This window comes from Bacillus sp. FSL M8-0277 (genome assembly GCF_037975305.1).
Taxonomy (GTDB): Bacteria; Bacillota; Bacilli; order Bacillales; family Bacillaceae; genus Bacillus; species Bacillus pumilus.
Map to the genome: position 1 here is coordinate 3,565,393 of NZ_CP150255.1, position 16,207 is coordinate 3,581,599.

The 16,207-nt window shown below is 42.5% G+C and carries 15 protein-coding genes; 4 read left to right on the forward strand and 11 right to left on the reverse strand.

The annotated features are described in order from the left end of the window. Positions 1-28: 28 nt before the first annotated feature. Positions 29-1,126 (reverse strand): saccharopine dehydrogenase NADP-binding domain-containing protein, encoded by a 1,098-nt coding sequence (locus MKZ05_RS18115; RefSeq protein ID WP_339160781.1) that lies wholly within the window; start codon positions 1,124-1,126, stop codon positions 29-31. Then, positions 1,123-1,830: a class I SAM-dependent methyltransferase gene (locus MKZ05_RS18120; protein WP_226804474.1), complete on the reverse strand. Its 708-nt coding sequence runs from the start codon at positions 1,828-1,830 to the stop codon at positions 1,123-1,125. Before MKZ05_RS18120 ends, MKZ05_RS18115 begins: the two co-directional genes overlap by 4 nt. Positions 1,831-1,959: 129 nt before the next feature. Between MKZ05_RS18120 and MKZ05_RS18125 the strand changes: the two genes are divergently transcribed. Then, positions 1,960-2,967 (forward strand): helix-turn-helix transcriptional regulator, encoded by a 1,008-nt coding sequence (locus MKZ05_RS18125; protein WP_106029426.1) that lies wholly within the window; start codon positions 1,960-1,962, stop codon positions 2,965-2,967. Between the two features lie 36 nt (positions 2,968-3,003). Here MKZ05_RS18125 and yidA read toward each other — a convergent pair whose 3' ends face one another. Continuing rightward, complete coding sequence (gene yidA / locus MKZ05_RS18130; RefSeq protein ID WP_251190609.1) at positions 3,004-3,816, reverse strand: sugar-phosphatase; 813 nt, start codon at positions 3,814-3,816, stop codon at positions 3,004-3,006. 308 nt (positions 3,817-4,124) lie between these two features. Here yidA and MKZ05_RS18135 point away from each other — a divergent pair, with 308 nt between their 5' ends. Next, positions 4,125-4,484 (forward strand): MerR family transcriptional regulator, encoded by a 360-nt coding sequence (locus MKZ05_RS18135; protein ID WP_003215283.1) that lies wholly within the window; start codon positions 4,125-4,127, stop codon positions 4,482-4,484. Positions 4,485-4,628: 144 nt separating this feature from the next. Continuing rightward, a complete protein-coding gene (locus MKZ05_RS18140; RefSeq protein ID WP_335365493.1) occupies positions 4,629-5,612 on the forward strand; it encodes a Gfo/Idh/MocA family oxidoreductase in 984 nt (327 codons plus the stop codon). Positions 5,613-5,653: 41 nt separating this feature from the next. Here MKZ05_RS18140 and MKZ05_RS18145 read toward each other — a convergent pair whose 3' ends face one another. Further along, on the reverse strand, positions 5,654-7,168 hold the full coding sequence (locus MKZ05_RS18145; protein WP_137054160.1) for a PAS domain-containing protein: 1,515 nt from the start codon (positions 7,166-7,168) through the stop codon (positions 5,654-5,656). A 319-nt stretch (positions 7,169-7,487) separates the two neighbouring features. On the opposite strand from MKZ05_RS18145, the gene MKZ05_RS18150 reads away from it, so the two are divergent. Then, entirely contained in the window at positions 7,488-8,825 is a 1,338-nt protein-coding gene (locus MKZ05_RS18150) for an amino acid permease (RefSeq protein ID WP_310026357.1), read from the forward strand. Between the two features lie 31 nt (positions 8,826-8,856). On the opposite strand, the gene MKZ05_RS18155 is transcribed toward MKZ05_RS18150, so the two are convergent. The 7 genes from MKZ05_RS18155 to MKZ05_RS18185 form a co-directional block, all read right to left on the reverse strand. Continuing rightward, the gene (locus tag MKZ05_RS18155; RefSeq protein ID WP_050944590.1) at positions 8,857-9,963 is read right to left on the reverse strand and encodes a DNA alkylation repair protein; all 1,107 of its coding nucleotides are present in this window, start codon (positions 9,961-9,963) and stop codon (positions 8,857-8,859) included. An 80-nt stretch (positions 9,964-10,043) separates the two neighbouring features. Further along, positions 10,044-11,372 carry a GntP family permease gene (locus tag MKZ05_RS18160; RefSeq protein WP_050944591.1) on the reverse strand — a complete coding sequence of 443 codons (1,329 nt, stop codon included), beginning with the start codon at positions 11,370-11,372 and terminating at the stop codon, positions 10,044-10,046. 24 nt (positions 11,373-11,396) lie between these two features. Continuing rightward, positions 11,397-12,941 (reverse strand): gluconokinase, encoded by a 1,545-nt coding sequence (gntK, locus tag MKZ05_RS18165; protein WP_061410054.1) that lies wholly within the window; start codon positions 12,939-12,941, stop codon positions 11,397-11,399. Positions 12,942-13,125: 184 nt separating this feature from the next. Further along, positions 13,126-13,983: a MurR/RpiR family transcriptional regulator gene (locus tag MKZ05_RS18170; RefSeq protein ID WP_310026363.1), complete on the reverse strand. Its 858-nt coding sequence runs from the start codon at positions 13,981-13,983 to the stop codon at positions 13,126-13,128. A gap of 92 nt (positions 13,984-14,075) precedes the next feature. After that, positions 14,076-15,011 carry a nucleoside hydrolase gene (locus MKZ05_RS18175; protein ID WP_310026365.1) on the reverse strand — a complete coding sequence of 312 codons (936 nt, stop codon included), beginning with the start codon at positions 15,009-15,011 and terminating at the stop codon, positions 14,076-14,078. Positions 15,012-15,109: 98 nt separating this feature from the next. Continuing rightward, a complete protein-coding gene (locus MKZ05_RS18180) occupies positions 15,110-15,595 on the reverse strand; it encodes a DUF1433 domain-containing protein (protein ID WP_137054155.1) in 486 nt (161 codons plus the stop codon). 58 nt (positions 15,596-15,653) lie between these two features. After that, the gene (locus MKZ05_RS18185) at positions 15,654-16,160 is read right to left on the reverse strand and encodes a DUF1433 domain-containing protein (protein ID WP_137054154.1); all 507 of its coding nucleotides are present in this window, start codon (positions 16,158-16,160) and stop codon (positions 15,654-15,656) included. Positions 16,161-16,207: the final 47 nt, after the last annotated feature.

Genomic DNA, 16,207 nt, shown 5'->3' on the forward strand with positions numbered 1-16,207 from the left:
AAAGACTAGCATCCTGCTAGTCTTCTTTTTATGACGTTAAAAGGCTGGCTTTCAGCGCTAACACACGCTTTTCCTTCGTTTTTTGATCCACCAACGCAAAATCACCATTCTCATACGCTAATGAAAATAATTTTTCGATATGAAACACACCTGTCTGAAACCGCCTGCCCAATAAATGCAGTGCCGCAGCAGAGGCGACTTGAGCTGTTGCTTGAGACTCATCATGCCCTTTTATTCCAAGTGCTACGTGATGAATCTTGTTCCTCTCCATTCCTGTCGCCTCCACTTTCACTGCATATTGATCTGTTCCCATTTGAGCAGATTGAATCATAGAAATGGCTCGTTCCTTGATTTTCGGCACAGTGAGAAGGGACGTCATTCCAAGGCTCCTTGTGACAGCAAATGCCCGCGTTGCCGCGCGAGAATCAAAACAAAGCCTTGTTGTCACAGAAGGCACGCTGAGCGTCAAAGGCAATGTCTGCTGATCAGAGAAGGGGAACTGATAGGCTTGCCGCTTTCCAAGTTTCACACCAAAATCTATACGCTTGCCTCCAGTAAAGCTTTTGACTCTTTTACGCTGATGATGCTCAGTAACCACATAGTCAGTATGGACATTGTCAAGCGTCCATTCAATGGCGGCTTTTCCATGCTGATCACCCAATCCAAGCATAATCCCTATATCTATTTGATTCACTGATGAGAGCATAGATGCTGCTTTCGCTGCCAATAAATTCGTAAGGCCAGGCGCAAGCCCGACGCTGAGTAAAGCCGTTGCACTGGTGTGCTGGTGATCCAGTTTTGCCATCTGTTCCATGTACGCCCCTTTCGCAGAAATATCTATATAATCAATGCCTGACCGCAGAACTGTTTCAGCAAATGACGGATCTTCTTGATCAAGGCACATGATCACCAGTTTTGTTTGATCCACCCAGTCCGAAAATAACGGCTCACTGACATCTAGTTGATAGGGAAGAACTTTCCCTTTTGTCTGGCGTGAAAATTTCTCAGCTTTCTCATAGCTTCTGCCTGCCGCTACAATTTGTCCGGGATACACTTCGCTTAGCTCAAGACATATTTGCTGTCCAACATGTCCATAGCCGCCTATCACCATCACCTGTGATCTCATTTCTTATCCGCCTCTCTACGACCTCGCTTGCAAACAAGCCCCTTAATCATTCCTGCCTGAAAATAAGGTCTGATGTCTTCAAATCCTGCTTTGATTAAATGCTCTTTTATCTCTTCCTCGGGAACAGGGTGTGTCGCGCTTCCCAGCCTGTCTTTAAAGGACGTAAACACTTCTTTTTCTAGACCTTGCCGCTGCATGAAAAGAGAAAGCATGTGAAGCTCCTGTTGAAATGCTTGGGACTTCATCTCTCCCTGTATAAATGCCAACATAAACGGCGCATCTGGTTGAAGCCTGCGGGCAATCTCTTCTAAAAAGAGCTGGCGCTTTTCTATAAAATGAATGACAAGCAAGCTCACCGCTGCATCGTAAACAGGTTCAGCTGAAACCTTATCTAATGAGGCCTCATGCCATGTGACACGCGCCTCCATCTCAAGCTGTGCAACTCGCTGTTTCGCCATGTCCAGCATAGAAGGTGACGGATCGACCCCTGTGATGAGCCAGCCTTCTTTTCTTTGAAGCATATTGATGATCTCTTCGCCCCCACCCGCTCCAACAGTCAGGATGCGGGGAGCCGCTCCCTTTAATTCAGTTTCTAATACGTCTATTGTCAACTCATGCAATAGCTGATAGCCGGGTACTTTATGAGCAATCGTCGCTGCATATGACTCAGCAACGGGATCGTGCCAATGCTGGTTTCCTTTCATGTCCTTCTCCTCCAGTTCCTTTCCGCTTTACATCGTTTCCTGTACACTAACGGTATGACCTCTTTATTGTAAAAAGAGACACCAGAAAACACGATCCCTAAAAGTGGGGATTTTTGAGGAGGAGATCATGTGACCAATCCAGCCACTCATTTTCAGCAGCTGAGACAACACATTCGGGACGAGCTTGCTACCGTCCTTGATTTTGATGCCGCCTGTATCACGACCATTGATCCAGCCACTCTCCTCTCGACAGGTTCCTTCACAGATGAACCGATTGAAGACATTCATGACCAGCTGTTTCAAAATGAGTTCTTAAAAAAGGACGTACATCAGCATGAGTCTCTAGCCAAAGGTCCCGTTCATGCTGCGAGCCTAGTCCAAAGCGGAGAATACCTTAGCAGTGAGCGCTACCAAGACATTTTGTTACCTAAAGGATGGTCTGATGAATTGCGGGCAGCTCTTGTGATTCAAGGAGAATGCTGGGGCATTGCCAGCCTCTATCGTCTAAAGAACAAGGAACCTTTTCAAGAACAAGATATTCGAGCGGTCATCGAACAAACGCCTAGACTCGCAGCCAAGCTGAGAGATGAACTTTTCAGGAAAAGAGATACCGAAGAGGACGCGGCGGCGGAGCAGCAGGGCTTCCTCATTCTCTCGCACGATTACAACCTTCTTTATGGAAATGAGACGGGTCTTCATTGGCTTCAGACGTTTCAAGTCTTTGAACAAATCCATGACAGGGCGGTTATGCCGCGCCCGTTTAGAGCATTAGGGGCAAAACTTTTATACGGTGGCATCGACCAAACAGCGGCAAGCATGACGAGATTGCCTACGGGGCTGTTCCTCTCGCTTCAAGCATTTCGATTAGCGCAGGCAGCCGGTCAGGAAGAGGCTGTCATGATTCACATCAAGAGAGCCCAAACCAATGATATTCTTCCTTATGCGGCAAAAACGTACAAGCTGACAGAAAGAGAGATGAACGTCCTCGACTGCTTATTAAAAGGACAGTCTACAAAGGAAATTGCCAGCACTTTATTTATTTCAACCCATACCGTCCATGATCATGTGAAGGCGATGCTGCAAAAGACAAATTTGAGCAGCAGGCGGATGCTTGTTTACTTTTTCTCTCACATATAAAAAAGCGGCTACCTCACTGGTAGACCGCTTTTTCGTTTATTTCCCTAAAACTAACTCATGCAGGACATGTGCAACACCGGCTTCATTATTGGACTTTGTCACAACATCCGCTACTGCTTTGACATCATCAATGGCATTTCCCATGGCAACACCACAGCCCGCAAATTCCAGCATCGATACGTCGTTCCCATTGTCACCAATGGCCATGACCTCTTCACGAGCAATCCCCAGCTCTTTCGCTAGGAGCTTCACGGCATTCCCTTTGCTGACTTCAGGATGCAGGATTTCAAGGAAGAAATCTGTACTTTTCACCATCATGTACTTGTCTTTTACTTCAGATGGAATGGCTTGTATCGTCTTTTCCAACCGTTCTGGCTGATCAATATACATCATCTTCGGAAGTCTCATTGAAGGATCTGCCTCTTCAACAGGTAAATATTTAAGCGGCAGCTTTGTTAAATAAGATTCAAGTACTGTGTACTCACTAATATCACGATTCGGTGTGTACAAATGAGCGGAATCGAAATAATGCATCGGTGTATCGAGCTCACGGCTCAGCTTATATAAAGAAGTTAAATCCTCATAGGATAACGTCAGTTCTGACACCACTTCATTTGTGTGACTGTTTTGGACGAGCGCCCCATTATAGGCAATCACATAATCTCCCTCTTGATTGAGCTGAAGATCATCTAAATAGCGATTCACTCCGCCAATAGGCCGTCCTGTACATAACACAATTTTAACGCCCTCTGCTTTCGCCCGTTGAATGGCTTCAAACACCTCATCCGGCACCATATGTTGATCATTTAATAACGTACCATCCATATCAATTGCAACTAATTTATACATTCACTGGTCCCCTTTTCTCAGCAAAAAACGTGCTGCACTATTTTGAGCCATCATCTATATGATGACAGGTTATATCATTACTATTTACCTATTTTAGCCTATCGTTTTTTCATCACGCTGTCTACTTGTTCTCACTGTAACAAAATTGTCATATGCCTTCTCTATTATATCGTATTCTATTCATCCTGCTTTAAATAGAGTTTCTACCCTTTTCCAACGGGAAAATGAAGACAAATGTTCACCACTGAATATTTTGAAACTAGCAAATCTAATTGTATGATGGATAGCAAAGAAAGGAGGTGCAGGGAATGCTTACGTTTACTAGAGGTAAATTGTCAAAAATGTCTGGTGTGCATATTGAAACCATTCGTTTTTATGAAAATGAGGGTGTGCTCCCCGAACCAAAGAGAGCACATAACGGCTATCGTTTATATGATAAAAAATATGTACTCATGCTATCCTTTATCACAGAAGCAAGAAAGCTAGATTTCTCACTCAAAGAAATTCGTGAAATTATTAAATCGCTATTTGAAAAACAATCAAAGACAGAAGCTGAACAGCTGCTCGAACAAAAAGTTGAGGATATTCAACACTCCATTCAAGAGTTAAAGAAGAGGAAAGCTGCCATTCAATTATTAACAAAACAAACATTAGCGAACATCAGCTAATTGTAAGGGTTGCCAAAGATGTGCCAGTGTTTGCCACTGGCGCCCCTCTACGCCCAGGTCTCAAGTGCGCGTACGATTCAAACATCAGTTATACTAGAGACAGCTTTACTTGATATCAAACGAGTGGAAGGGGTTTTGAATAGAATGAACATTGCAACCATTGGAACAGGTGTGATTGTGGAAAGCTTCTTGCAAGCGATTGAACAGCTTGATGGCGCTTCTTGTCACGCCGTCTATTCAAGAAAGGAAGCAACGGCAAAGAAGCTCGCAGACCAATTTGGTGTAAAAACGACTTATACGGATTTAACGGCTATGCTAGAAGATCCAAACATTGACGCTGTTTATATTGCGTCACCGAATCGATTACATAGCGAGCATGCCACGGCTGCATTAAGAAACGGAAAACATGTGATTTGCGAAAAGCCTTTCACCTCTAATGTCAAAGAGCTGGAAGCCTTAATCGCACTCGCAAAGGAAAAGCAGCTTCTCCTCTTTGAAGCCATTACGACCGTTCATATGCCAAACTATCATTTAATCAAAAAACACCTTCATCAATTAGGTAAAATCAAACTGGTTCAATGCAACTATAGTCAATATTCAAGCAAATACAATCAGCTGCTAGCCGGCGAAACGCCAAATGTCTTTAACCCTGAATTCTCAGGAGGAGCGTTGATGGATATTAATATCTATAATGTCCATTTCATCATGAATCTCTTCGGATCACCGGAGCAGGTCCGCTACCAGGCAAACCGTCATCCCAATGGCATCGATACATCTGGTGTTTTGACTTTCACCTACAATGATTTCATTGCGACAAGTGTCGGCAGTAAGGATACAAGCAGCATGAATTTTGCATTGATTCAAGGAGAAAAGGGCTTCATTCATGTGAAAAATGGGGCGAATGGCTGTGAGGAAGTGCTGCTTCATGTGAATGACCAGGTGATCTCACTTAATGCACAAACAAATTCAAACCGCCTGTTTTATGAAGCAGAGGCTTTTCAGCACATCATTGAAACAAATAATCATGAACAGTGCTATGCATGGCTTGATGAGAGTCTTTCTGTGATGAAAGTCCTTGATGCTGCAAGAAAAGATGCAGAGATTGTTTTCCCAGCAGATCAATTTTAATGAAAAAACCGCCTTCTACACGAGAGGGCGGTTTCTGACGATTAAATACTCTTTGAATACGCCACAAGACGCTGAGACATGTGATTCACTTCATCGACTGCAGCATTTACTTGCTCTGTTAAAGCAGCCTGTGTTTGCGTAAGAGCTGTCATATTCGAGATATTTTCAAGAATTTCATCAATTTGCGTTTTCATTTCCGTCAAGCTAGATTCGATATTCTCCGTTGCATTGGCACTATGAAGCGCCAGCTTACGCACTTCATCTGCAACGACCGAGAATCCTCGTCCCTGCTCACCAGCTCTGGCCGCTTCAATCGCAGCATTTAGACCAAGCAGGTTCGTTTGGTTCGCTACTTCTTTAATCAAGTCAGAAATATTTTTCGTCTCATCTGCACTATTTTTTGCTAAGTGTGCGGCAGACGTTGACTGCTCTTGAGCAACAGCCAGCTCCTGCGCTTGATTTGTCACAGAGCTAATGCCTGATACCATTTCGCTGATTGAACTTGAAAGCTGTTCTACTTGTGAAGCCATTTCATCGGCTGTTTTCTCTTTGTTTTTTTCTAACGTGATGTCACGAATGGTTCCAGCCACACGAAGAGGAACACCTTTTTCATCACGAATGGTTTCACCACCGGCATGATACCAGCGATACTCGCCATTTTTACTCTGCAATCTGTAATCAATATCAAATGGTGTGCGTCCAGAGTGATCATTTAAATGATCTGCAAAGGCTTGGAGAGCTTTTTCTTGATCCTCAGGATGCAGGCGGTCGCTCCAGCTGCTTAATACGTTCGGGAAATCCTTTTCGTCCGTAAAACCAAGCGTTTTTCTGAACTGCGGGGACCACCAGAACTCATTGTATGGATTGACTGGATCGCCGGCCTCTACGACCATGTCCCAAGGAGCTTCCACAAGCGCACGGTTGATCAAATCATATCTCGTCACGAATGCTTGCAGTTCTTCTTCTTTTAATTTCTGATCATGAATATCAAAAAGAGCTCCCGCCACACGAAGAGGGACACCATTTCGATCACGAATAGTCGTGCCAGTTGCTTTGAACCAGCGATAATCTCCGTTTTTCAACTTCAAGCGATATTCGATATCATATGGTGTACGTCCCGAATGATCCGATAAATGCGAAGAGAATGCATTTAGGGTATATTCTTGTTCATCCGGATGAATTCGAGATGCCCAGCTGTCTAAAACGTTCGGAAAATCGTGCTCGTTTTGAAAGCCGATCATTTTGCGGAAATCATCCGTCCATGTGAATTCATTTTTTGGATTGACCGGATCTCCAGCGATCACGACCATATCCCATAAACCAACTTGAATGGCTTTTGTCACTAAATTCATACGCATTTGAATATCTTCATTAACTTCCTGCATCTTTTGCAAAGCTTCATTTATTTGGGCTACTGCTTCAATCGTTTGACTTGAAGAGAATGCAGCAGTATCTATTCTTGCTGAAAGGTCTCCCTTCTCAATTCGTTCTACTAATCGACTGCTTTCATTTAAAAGGGTTCCCGACGATGAATCATTTGCTTTTCTCATAAACATCTTTCATAACTCCTTTCATTTCTTCATGCTTTTTTGAAATATTTTACAGTTATAAACAATTCTTTATTAGGACTTTAGTAATACAGTTGATATATCGACAAAAACTGAAAATTGTTTATGTCAGAATGAAGGCAAATGTTCATTTTTTCACGAAGTTTCAGATTTTGGGGATGGGTCATAGAAAGGACTTATGGAAGAAAACGGCTCATTTGATAGAATCAACCGCCTTTTTTGTCTGAAAAATCTCTTTTTTTATATTGACACTGACGTCTCGAAAAAAGAAAATGGAACATAAGCATTTTTAAAAAAGGAGAACGTCATGAGCGCGAATCAGGAACAACAAGAATTAAAAAAGCTTTTATCACCGCGTCACATTCGCATGATTGCATTGGGCGGGGTCATTGGTACAGGAATCTTTAAAGGAAGTGCCGATACAATCGGTTTAGCAGGTCCTGGGGTCATCTTTTCCTATGTATTTGCCGGATTATTATTGCTCATCGTGATGGCAGCCTTAGCTGAAATGGCGATTGTCTATCCAGGAAATAACCTTCGCGACCTGATACAGATTGCGCTTGGTCAACGTTTTTCATTTGTCGTCGGCTGGGTTTACTGTTTCATGTGGCTCACTGTGTGTGTCATCGAGATTATTGCGGCAGGCAGCCTGCTTCAATACTGGTTACCGAACGTGCCGCTATGGTCACTATGTTTACTCTGCTCTCTCTTAATCATCGGAATTAACTTAAATAATGTAAAATACTTTGGTGAAATTGAGTTTTGGTTCGCTGGAATGAAGATTTTCGTTATTATTGTGTTTATTATTCTTGGTGCAGCCCTATTATTTGGGATCATTCCGAACGAACAAAGCACATCTGCACTCACCAACTATCAAAACTTCGTCCCGAACGGATGGGGTGCGATCTTTGCCTCTTTATTAGTTGTTATTTTCTCTTATGGGGGCTCTGAATTGATCGGGCTGACTATTACAGAAACAAAGGATGCCGAAAAGGTCTTGCCTGGTGTTGTTAAAAGTATGATGTGGCGTATTATCTTATTTTACACTTTGCCGATTTTGATCATCTGTGGACTCATTCCTTGGAATCAAATTGATCCAAATAACAGCCCATTTGTTCAAGTCTTTTCAGCAGCCGGTATGCAAGGCGCCTCTCACTTCATTAATTTCGTATTGATTACAGCCGTTCTATCGGCGGCCAATTCTGGCATTTATGGAACGACGAGAATGATGCATTCTCTCTCTAAATCAGATGGCGGTCCGAAAAAACTGGCACAGGTCAATAAAAGAGGCGTACCCATTTTGAGTTTATGGGTGACCGTTCTGTTTCTTCTCATCGGGACATTCTTTGCTTACTTATACCCAGAGCAAATTTTCAGTTATATGCTAGCTATTCCTGGTTTTGCTGTTTCACTCATTTGGATTAGCATTTGCATGGCACATCTGAAACTTCGCCCGAAATATCCACAGGAGCCTTATTTTAAGGTGTGGCTGTTTCCGTATTTGACTTTATTTGCAGGTCTTGTACTAAGTGTGAGTTTTGTGATGTTTCTATTCAGACAAGAAAACTTGCCTAGCTCGATTATCAGCATCGGTTTCTTAGTCGCAGCCATCATCGCTTCATTCTTAATGAAAAAGAAGGCTTAAACGCTAAAACCCGCCAATGAGGCGGGTTTTTTCATGAACTACTGTCTTCTTTCACTTCAAAATCAACCGACGCTTTTGGGATACCGTTAATGATAATCGATAAAGTATGAGTCCCCTCATAATGTTTTCTTGTCGTCATATTTTGAAAAGACTGTGACCTGACGAATTCTCTATGTAACGTTGCGTCTGTTTCAAACTCTGTGATTTTAAATACCTTTTGATTGCGAGTCCCCCGAGCTTTGACGTAGTCTATGGCATACTCTACACGCAGCTTTAGCGGCTTATCGGCTTGTAGGGTAAAATGAAATGTCATTTTCTCACCGATCCGAATAGGGTTTTGTATGATCTTCAAATCCGTTACCTGAACGGATGGATCGTCCCCATAGCCAAACAACGCCATAATATCTGGATCTCCTTTTTTGAGTAAAGTACGGGATGCATGTTTAACAATCCAGTTCGTATGTTTGTTGGTTCCATACCAGTTTTGAACTGTCTGTTTCATCAGATCTGGCTGAATTGCAGAGATATCATTTAAATGATTCGCTACACTTTTTTGCACATACCGCGACGGGTCTTCCTTCAAGTTTTCCAAAATGGGCAGCGTGACCGAAAGATTCTTTTTAAGCGAAGGGACAGATAAGCCCCATGGCAGACGCGGTCTGCAGCCTTCACTAGCCAGCCTCCGTAAATGCTCTTCTTGATCCTGAGACCATACGAGCATTTGCGCCAGCATTTTGTCCTGATCTTGAATCAGAAATGGCCGAACGGCAAATTCAGAAGTGGAAAAGGGTGTGAAGAATTCGAGCGCCTTGATCGAGAGGTCCCAGTGTGCAAGGCCGTACGTCTCGACGAAGTCTGGAAATACGAGCGCACTAAGTCCTGAAAAATGCGGGGCTGCCTGACGCAGTACCTCAATTGCCTCCTCATAATCCTCTGGTAGACAGGCATGCATCGATTCAGTGACTCGTCTCATCCGTCCTTTTAACTCAAGCTGCTGCCAATCCTCTTGAAATACGAGCCGCTGGAATGGCTCAGCATCAAATACAGTTGAAGCCTGCGTAAGTTTCTCCGCTAATTCTTGGATAAATAATTCATTGTACACATGTTTTAATGGTTCGATCGTGTCCACCTCCCACATTTCAATATCATTATTTTACCCCAATCTGAAGAAAGTGGTATTAAAAAGAGCCCAATTCCAAAGAACTAGGCTGTTGTTCGCTATATAAACATATTAATGATCATAATAAATGCAATGGCACTAACGGAAATGATCGTCTCCATAGCCGTCCATGTCAAAAACGTCTCTTTAATGGTCATACCAAAATACTCCTTGATCAGCCAAAAACCAGAGTCATTGACGTGAGATAAAATTAATGAACCTGCTCCTGTTGCTAACACAAGCAGCTCCCTGCTCACATCAGGCATAGTTGCAGCAATTGGTGCTACAATACCTGCTGCCGTCATCATGGATACCGTCGCAGATCCTGTTGCCACACGAATCACTGCAGCAATCAGCCAGCTAAGCAAAATCGGTGAAATCGGCGAGTGTTTGGCTAAATCTGCAATATAATCACCGACACCTGAATCAATGAGCACATTATTGAAAGCTCCTCCTGCTCCAATGACAAGCAAGATGGAAGCGATCGGACCTAAGCACTCATTACTAAAGGAAAGCACCCGGTCACGGCTCATTCCTTGCATAAAGCCAAGACTGAAAAATGAATAAACTGTTGCAATCAGCAGTGCTGTTATTGGATCTCCGATGTACTTGAATATCTGGAACCACATATTGTCCTCTGGTAAGATAATGTCCGCCAATGTGGCAAGAAGCATCAGAATCACTGGCACCAATATGGTAAACATCGTATTCGCAAAGCCGGGGAGCCTTCGATCTTCATTTCGTTCAGTGAATTGCTTTCTCAGCATCTCCGGAACGGGTTTATGTATCCGTTTTCCAATCCACTTACCGTACAGCGGGCCAGCAATAATCGCTGTCGGCAATCCCACAATAATAGAGAAGAAAATGGTTTTCCCCACGTTGGCATGATAGATGCCAACGGCTGCCATTGCCGCTGGATGAGGCGGGACTAGCCCATGCACGACAGACAAGCCAGCGATTAACGAGATCCCAATGGTCACGAGCGAGATGCCTGTTTCAATGGCAATTGTAAAAAGTAAAGGAATGAGAAGAACGAAACCGACCTGGAAAAAGACAGGTATCCCCACGATAAAAGCAACAAACATCATTGCCCAATGCACATTCTTCGTCCCAAACCGGCCGATTAAAGTTTGAGCTATTCGCTCTGCTCCCCCTGATTCAGCCATCATTTTCCCAAGCATGGTACCAAGCGCTAGAACAATGGCCAGCAATGATAACGTATTGCCTAATCCCGTTTTAATCGATTGAATGATTTCCTGCAAATCCATCCCCGTCGCAAAGCCCACTAGCATCGAAGTAATAATTAAGCTCACAAATGGATTCAACTTAACGACTGTAATGAGAATGAGTAAAAGGACAATCGCCGCAATCACGATGAATAAAAGCATGTTCTCCCACCTTTTCCCTGATGTTTAACGATTTTGTTTTAATTGCAGCGCACTAATGACATCAAATTCATCCTTCAGTTTGTCGTAGAGGCGCTCATATAAATAAAACAGCTCTATGTAAGTTTCATTGTTCTTCATATTAGGTTCATGACGAGCAGAGATTCGAATCCACTCTTGAACCTCTTCTATCTCTTCCATATGACCTAAACTATGAAGTGCAAGGACAGCAGCCCCCAGTGCTGACGCCTCGTAGCTTTCTGGAACAAGCACTTCTCTACCCATCGTATCCGCTAAAATTTGCCGCCACAGCGGAGATCGTGCAAATCCGCCCGAAGCTCTGACATCCTTTGCTGAACCGGTTAAATCTCTTAAGGCAACACCGATCGAGAAAACACTCATAATGACGCCTTCTAACACAGCTCTAATAAAATGCTCCCGCTTATGCTGAAGACCGATTCCAAAGAAGGTGCCTCTCGCATTTGGATTCCAATAAGGTGCCCGCTCACCTGATAAAAATGGCAGAAACAGCAGACCCTCAGAACCAGCTGGAACCTTTTCCGCGATGTCCATCATCAGATCGTAAGGGTCCACACCTAGACGCTTTGCTACCTCCACCTCTGATGACCCGAATTCATCCTTCAGCCATCTCAGCATGATCCCGCCATTATTGGTCGGTCCTCCTACAACCCAATGCTTATCTGTCAGGGCATAGCAGAACGTTCTTGATTGCTCATCTGTAATTGGTTTGTCTACAACCGTACGGACCGCACCGCTTGTCCCAATCGTAACAGCCACCTCTCCTTGACCAATCGCGCCCACACCTAAATTCGCTAGAACGCCATCATTCGCACCAATGACAAATGGTGTATCTTCTTTAATGCCCATACGCAGTGCAATCTCTGGTTGAAGTCCTCTCAGTTGATATGTCGTTGGGACAAGTTCGGATAGTTGACTGGCTTCAATTCCAGCAATACGAAGCGCCTTCTCATCCCATTGAAGCGTTTCCAAATGAAACATGCCCGTTGCTGAAGCGATTGAATAATCGACGACATACTGACCGAAGAAATGATAAAGAATATATTCTTTGATCGAGATAAATTTTGCTGCCTTCTTAAAGACATGTGGTGCCATTTCTTTCATCCAACGTATTTTTGAAAGCGGTGACATTGGATGAATCGGAGTACCTGTCCTTTTATAAATGTGGAAGCCATCCATATCTGATTTAATTCGTTTCGCTTGTTCTGCACTTCTGTTATCTGCCCAAATGATACTGTTCGTTAGCGTCTTTCCATCCTGATCCATCACAATTAAGGAATGCATCGCTGTACTGATCCCGATGCCTATAAGATTTTCTTCATCAAATGCTGCTTCCGTCAATGCACCTCTTACACTCGCAATGACGGCTTCTAATATCTTCTCAGGGTCCTGCTCAACCCATGCTGGCTGGGGCTGAATGAGCTCGTAAGGAACTGAATGCTTCGATAATACCTTCCCCTGAGGTCCAAACAGAACCGCCTTTGTACTTGTTGTTCCTATATCCAAACCAATTACCGCCTGGTTCCCCTTCATCTGTATCACGCCCAATCATTGATTTGAAGTCACATATGTAGTTTTTGAATGCCTGCTAAATCCCATTATAAAAATAATTTTTTCGACATTCAACGACCGAAAAGAAAATTATTTTCAATAAAAAGCTCACAATCGTTACCACATCAGCATTTTTCATTATCAGAAAAATTTATTTTTGGAATCATTACACCCTTTTTTGTGAAATGGTTTCTCGCATTTGTTTTAAATTCGTTATTGTTTCCTGCTGCCTTAAATGAGCAAGTGCAAAATATAGAACGTCAATGACCGTCAGCTGCGCAAGTCTTGCGGACATCGCTTCTGTTCGAAAAGCCGTTTCTTGTGTCGCAGTATACAACGTGACATCTGCAAGCTGACTCAATGGTGAGCGCTGATAGCTTGTAATACCGATGGTTTTAGCTCCTTTACTCTTTGCAGTTTTCATCGCATCAAGCAAATCTTTATTACGTCCAGAATGAGAAATACCGATCACTGTACTGTGCCGGTCAAGAAGACCAGCAGACATCGCTTGAAAGTGAGAATCTGTGTGAACAATACAGTTGATGCCTGTCCTCATAAATTTATGAAAAGCGTCAGTCGCAATGAGGCCAGACCCACCACTCCCATAAAACTCTAAGCGTTTTGCTTCATGAATGATTTGGATAGCCTTTTCTACATCCCCTGGATTCAATAATTGAAAGCTATCCTTTAATGCAGATATATTCGTCTGAAAAACCTTTTGCATAAAAACAGCCATATCATCATCAAGACTCATTTCTTCATCTACATAATTAGGCTTTGTTTGGTCTATTTCCTGGGCAATAGCAATCTTCAAATCTTGAAAGCCCTCAAATCCAAGCCTTTTACAAAGACGAAAAATCGTTGCCTCTGAGCTTGCGGTCTTTTTCGCAAGTTCCACGATAGACAAATGGATGATGTCGCGGGGCTCACTCGTAATATGCTCTGCAATTGCTTTCAGCTTTGGCGGCAATCCCCTGCTTGCTGCTCGTATTTTTTCAATACTACTTAAACTAACAGAAGCCAATTGACTTCACTCCTCCCTTATTCATGTGAACGCATACATTTCCTCATGTTCCCATCTTATAAAAAAGAAGCCTGTTTGCACAGACTTCTTTTTTAAGCGTTCATTGTTTTGATCAATAAATCAAAGAAAGCGTCAGCATTTACATCCGTACACACTTGAACGTTGCGCTCTTTCTCCCATAGATGCTGAAAATCACAGATCATCTGTCCATCACAAAACTCACTCTTCGTCTCGACGTCCACATGAAAAGCCTGTGTGCTCACGAGCTGCTTGTCAATGGCAAGACTGACAGCAAGCGGATCATGCATGGCACACGCCCACACACCATTGCGCTCAAAATAGCGCTGACGGTAAATGCTTGTACTCTCTCTAATATAATGGGCCAACGTTTCATTCTGAATCGCATCAATTCTTTCATCCGTAAGCAAGACCTGTCTCGTGACATCTAAACCCACTTGAGTCAATAAAGGGAATCCTGCATTCAGCACTAACTTCGCCGCTTCTGGGTCTGCATATGTATTAAATTCCGCTACCGGCGTGACATTCCCCTGACCCTCAACGACACCACCCATAAAAATGACTTCTTTCACGTGATGAATCAGCTCAGGGCACTTTTTCACTGCAAGAGCTAAATTCGTTAAAGGTCCTGTCAACACAAGCGTAACCTGCTTCGAATACTGCATCACCCGGTCGATGATAAAATCAGGCGCAAAACCAGCATCTGCTTTTTTCATAGGCTGAGCATCCTTTAAAGCACCGCCAATCCCATCCTCTCCGTGAACCCGATGTTCATAATGGGGCGCTCTTAAAAGTGGGGTTGCTGCACCTTTGATGACAGGAATATCATCTGCCTCAACCAGCTCAAGCACTTTACACGTATTCAATGTAGCCGCATCGACAGACACATTCCCACACACCGTCGTAATCCCCAAGATATCAAACTGCTGACTTTTCACTGCCAGCAAAATCCCAATCGCATCATCAATTCCAGTATCTACGTCCAAGATCAATTTCTTTTTATTTGCCATGATTGAAATCTCTCCCTTATTTGAAAGTGTTGTTAGGGGAATGATAGCATATACCTTTTTCAACGATTTGAAGATAATCAGAAGTTGAACACTTGTAATTACTCTTTTTTTCCGATGTCTTTGAGATACTGTTCGCGTTCTTTTTCAGAGAGCCTCTTAAGATAGTTTTCCTTTATTTCAGGCTCATCTTTATATTTATCCCAGTCTTTAAATCGATAAGACAACTCTGGAGAATAGCTCATTGAACCAATTTCCTTAGATTTATGCATTAATGATGCTGAGAAATAAAATTTTTCAGGCTCATCATTTATATAACCATCAACTGTTACATATCCCATTGGACTTATGACTACCTTTTTTTTGAATGTTATTTTCTCTATAAAATGATGGATATCTTTATTTTGTAATCGTTCTTCTATTTTGGATTTCATCTTCTCTGCATACTCTTCTGCTTTTTCTTGATCGCTTTTCTCTTGCACCGCATCATTCGATTGACTTAGCTTATTATGCTCAACGATTAATGAAGTTACTGAGAAAAAGATGATCACAATCAATACAGATACAAGTTTTATTGTATTTTTCATATCTAGCACTTCCACCTTTTTATGAATGAAACATAAAAAAGGCACGTAAATACCTGTTTTACTCTTTTTCTCCAATGTCTTTCAGATACTGTTCACGTTCCTTCTTGGTGAAACTTTTAAGGTAATTTTCTTTTATTTCCGGCTCATCTTTATATTCTTCCCAATCTATGAAGCGGTCGGATAAATCAGAGTCAAAACTCATTGAGCCTATTTTTTTAGCTCTATATTGTAAAGAAGCTGAGAATCCGTACTTCTCCGGTTCATCATTTACATATCCATCAATCGTAATATCTCCCATAGGGTTGATGGTCACATCTTTTTCAAATGTTATGGTTTTGATAAAATGATGAACATCTCTTTTCTGTAAGTGTTCTTCAATCTTGGGTTTCATCTTCTCTGCAAACTCTTCTGCTAATTCTTGATCACTCTTTACTCTTTCTTCCACGCTATTTTCACCCCCCACTTCGTTTGATCCTTTTCTTTTATCAAATTGTACAATAATTAAAATCACAGAGATAACTATGATGAGAACTAGAATACATATAATTCTAATTACATTTTTCATTTATACAATATCCACCTTTTATTGATATAATACAGCTGTTTTTTGTA